This is a genomic window from Frankia sp. AgKG'84/4, from assembly GCF_023242965.2.
GTDB lineage: Bacteria > Actinomycetota > Actinomycetes > Frankiales > Frankiaceae > Frankia.
Map to the genome: position 1 here is coordinate 1 of NZ_JALKFU020001185.1, position 2,654 is coordinate 2,654.

Annotated in this window: 3 protein-coding genes; 2 read left to right on the forward strand and 1 reads right to left on the reverse strand. The window is 73.0% G+C overall.

Translation table 11 applies throughout. From position 1 onward, the window contains the following. Nucleotides 1-676, reverse strand: a 676-nt coding sequence (locus tag MXD58_RS28490) for a glycosyltransferase family 4 protein (RefSeq protein ID WP_250611255.1), incomplete at its 3' end; no start/stop codon positions are given. A gap of 141 nt (nucleotides 677-817) precedes the next feature. Here MXD58_RS28490 and MXD58_RS28495 point away from each other — a divergent pair. Both MXD58_RS28495 and MXD58_RS28500 read left to right on the forward strand, forming a co-directional pair. Beyond that, a complete protein-coding gene (locus tag MXD58_RS28495) occupies nucleotides 818-2,287 on the forward strand; it encodes an MATE family efflux transporter (RefSeq protein ID WP_248838914.1) in 1,470 nt (489 codons plus the stop codon). Between the two features lie 140 nt (nucleotides 2,288-2,427). Further along, nucleotides 2,428-2,654: hypothetical protein (locus MXD58_RS28500; protein ID WP_250611257.1), on the forward strand; the 227-nt coding region annotated here is incomplete at its 3' end.

Genomic DNA, 2,654 nt, shown 5'->3' on the forward strand with positions numbered 1-2,654 from the left:
GCCCGGCCCCGCCCGCCGGCCCGCCGCCGGCCGCGGGGTCGACGGCGTGCGGGAAGACACCGTTGGGCACCAGGTAGCGGGCGCCGGGCAGGCCGAGGACCTCGCGGGCCTCGTCCCGGGTCGAGGGGGAGACGACGGCGACCGGCCGGCGCCGGTAGACCAGCCGGCTGCCGGGCGCTTCCAGCAGTTGCCCGACGCGGGCGACCGGGCCGGGGAAATACAGCGGGAACTGCTTCTGGTGGACGTGGTGGAGCACCTGGACCACCGGAGTGCTCGCCGGCAGTACCAGCGGGGAGAAGAACGGGATCCCGTTCTGGCAGTCGACGACCGCGTCGACGCGGTGCCCGGCCCGGCCGAGGCTGGCGAGCCGGGCGAGGACGGCCGGATACACCCCGAAGGTGCCGCCGCCACGGCGCACGTCCACGCCGCCGACGGACTCGGCGGCCAACGCGGCGGGCTGGCCTTCCTCCCCTGGTCGCGAGGTCAGCAGCGTCACCCGCACCCCCGCCGCGGCGAAGCGTTCGGCGATCGACTGGCAGAACAGCTCTGCACCGCCGGCCTGCGGATGGGCGCGGTCACGCCAGTTGAGGAACACGACGTGGCGGCCGGCGAGCGCCGGCAGGCAGCGGCGCAGCGTGACGTCCTCGGACCACGCGGAGAGGGGGCTTCCGTCCACCGATGGCGTTCCTCTCATCCGTTCGGAAGGGCTTAGCATGTTCGTCTGCAACCTACGGATGCCGGAGAAATCCGCCGCGACAGTCCATCGGCGAAGTTACGCCATGCGTGACCGATGGGTCCCGACCCGATGTGGAGACTGATGGCGAAGCCCTCCCGCGAGGCGGTCGCCGGCCTGCTCGCTGGTCCGGTGGTCCTGGCGGTCGCCGGCATGCTCGTCAACGGGTGCAACCTGTTGATGAGTCTCATCGTCGCGCGCGCCGTGGATTCCACTACCTACGGCGCCCTGTCCGTGCAGGTCAGCATCTTTCTGATCCTGTCGGTCGCGGGAAATGCCCTGCTTATCGCGGTTGTCCAACACGAGACGTCCGGGGCCGGGGACTCTCGCCGCGAGCGGTGGTACTGGATTCGCCGCCTGCGCGGCGCCTGTGGCGTCGGCATCGCGCTCGCCACTCTCGCCGCGCTCGCGCTGTGCCGGCCGGTGGCCGCGCTGATGTCGTACCCGCATCCGGTGGCGATAGCTGAGGCGACGATCGGCGCCGCGCTGTGGATGCTGCTCTGCGTCGAGCGCGGCCTGATCCAGGCCCGCGGCGCCTACCAACGGCTGGCGATCAACTTCGTGGTCGAGGGGTTCGTCCGGATCGGCCTGGTGATCATCTTTGTGGTCTGCGGGATGGGCGTCAACGGCGCCGGCCTCGGGATCATCATCGGGGTGATTGTCGGCTCCGAGCACGCCCGCTGGGCGGTCTCGCGCACCCCCAGGCCACCCCGGGCGGCGCCGCCGCCGCGCCGCTGGTCGGCTCCGCTGCCCACCGATGGTGCCGCGCCAGCCACCGGTCCGATCCCGATGCCGATCCCGGCGCCGCGCCCCAGCGCGCGGCAGAGCGTGATCGCCGACACCGCGGTCGCGTTCGGCGCGCTCGTCCCGCTGGCGCTGCTGCAGAACATGGACGTGGTCATCGTCGGCTGGCTGGATCCCTCCGGCGTCGGTGGTTACGCGGCGATCTCGACGGCGTGCAAGGTGCCGGTGTTCGTCGGGCTGGCGGTCGCGAACTTCCTGCTGCCCGAGGCGACCCGGCGGCGCAACGAGGGCCGGCCCGCCGGGGGGACCCTGGCGGTGGCGCTGGCGTTCGTCGTCGCGCCCGGACTGCTGCTGGCGCTGGTCGGCCTGGTTGGGGCGAACTGGCTGCTGGGCACGGTGTTCGGCCCGCATCTCACCGCGGCGGCGCCGGCCCTGTGGGTGCTGGCGCTGAGCATGACGCTGCTCGCGGTCACCCTGATGTTCACCACCTACCTGCTCGGGGCCGGCGTGCGCCGGGTGGTCTGGGTGCTCACGGTCGCCTCGGTGGCCACGGCCGCGGCGCTGGTGTCGGCCGGCGGTGACGCGATGGCCACGGCCGTCGCGGCGCTGGTCGCCGAGTCGCTGACCGCGCTCGCGGTCGGCCTGCTCGTCGTACGACTGCACCACAGTGACCGCCGCGACGGCGTCACGGCCGCCCAACCATCGCCCGACCGTGGCTCGACCGTGGTCCGGCCGGCGGCGGGTGGCGTCCTGGGGGCGGCGGCGGTCACGGACACCAAGCCGGAGGGTGGCTTCCCGGCGCACGTGTAGGCCCCCCCGGCCAGGTGTGGCCCGCACGTATCTGTCCAATATGTCCAATGGGTCCGTCAGGTACGGTCGTCGTACCTGAGATCGGATCAGCCTGTAATGCGCAGCACCCCACTGGCGTCGAAAGCGGGAGGCCGCCGCACATGCCAGCCAGGAACCGCTCCGACCTCCCCGACCGCGATGCCCCCCGTGCCTCCGCCGGGCGACTGGGCCGACGCCGCGACCATCAGGACACCGCCGCGTCGGCGGACGAGGCCCGGCGGGAAGAGATCACCGAGGGGCTTGGATTCGCCGAGGAGGAAGCAGGCACCGTGAGCGGGAAGCGCGAGGCACCGGCCTCCCGGCTGACCCGGCGCCGGCTGCTCGCCGG

Coding starts and splice junctions, on each gene's coding strand:
- MXD58_RS28495 (WP_248838914.1), top strand. CDS start 818: ATGGCGAAGCCCTCCCGCGAGGCGGTCGCCGGCCTGCTCGCTGGTCCG.